This window comes from Sphingobacterium sp. UBA5670 (genome assembly GCF_002420705.1).
GTDB lineage: Bacteria > Bacteroidota > Bacteroidia > Sphingobacteriales > Sphingobacteriaceae > Sphingobacterium.
On record NZ_DIIM01000004.1, the window covers coordinates 170,695 to 171,572 of the forward strand.

General features: G+C 37.6%; 1 protein-coding gene. It reads left to right on the plus strand.

The window, feature by feature from the left end:
* Positions 1 to 783: AraC family transcriptional regulator (locus tag B3C94_RS05375; RefSeq protein WP_293900163.1), on the plus strand; the 783-nt coding region annotated here is incomplete at its 5' end.
* Between the last annotated feature and the right edge of the window lie 95 nt (positions 784 to 878).

Consider the following 878-nt stretch of genomic DNA (forward strand, 5'->3'; position numbering starts at 1 on the left):
TTTCATAGCGCCTGTCAGATGACTTATATTGTAGAAAGTGAAGGGAAGCGAATTATAGGTGATAATATCAGCAACTTTGCTTCCGATGAATTGACGTTTGTGGGACCGGACCTCCCACATGTATGGCACAATAACAATATGAACTGCCCAGACACTGCTTTAGCGGAAACAAAGGCATCACGTTCCCTGGCACTGTATATAGAGCCTAAATTGATGATTAAATTATTGGGACAGTTTTTTCAGACAAACAAAATCGAAGCCTTTTTTTTAGCATCCAAAAGAGGCCTCCTGTTCCGCGGCGCTACAAAGGAACAATTGAAACAAAAGTTAAAAGAAATTGTAAAGCTAGACTATGGCTTTAAAAAAACTATTTTACTATTGGAGATTATGGAGTTGATGCTATCCTCAGCAGAGTTTGATTACCTTTCCAGTGCCGGATACACCCATAATTATAGTCCTGTTGACAACAGTAAAATTGACAGCATCTTTAAATTTGTATTTAACAACTATACGGGCGAAATTCAATTAGATCAAGTTGCGAAGCTGTCTAATATGTCAAAACACTCTTTTTGCCGTTATTTCAAATCCCGCACACAGAAAACATTCGTCCAATTTGTCAATGAGGTTCGCATCAGCGAATCTTGCCGGTTGATTGTAGAAAACAAGCATCAGATCACCCATATCGCTTATGCCTGTGGCTTCAACAGTCTTTCGAACTTCAACAAAATTTTCAAATCGATCAAAGGGGTAACGCCAAGTCAATACAAGTCGCAAATACGGTAGCCCTGCAAAATTGTATGCAATTTTAATTCAATAGCGAAAAAAATAAAAAAGACTAACATATCAGACGATAAATTATTTGTGAAAACAAATCTGGA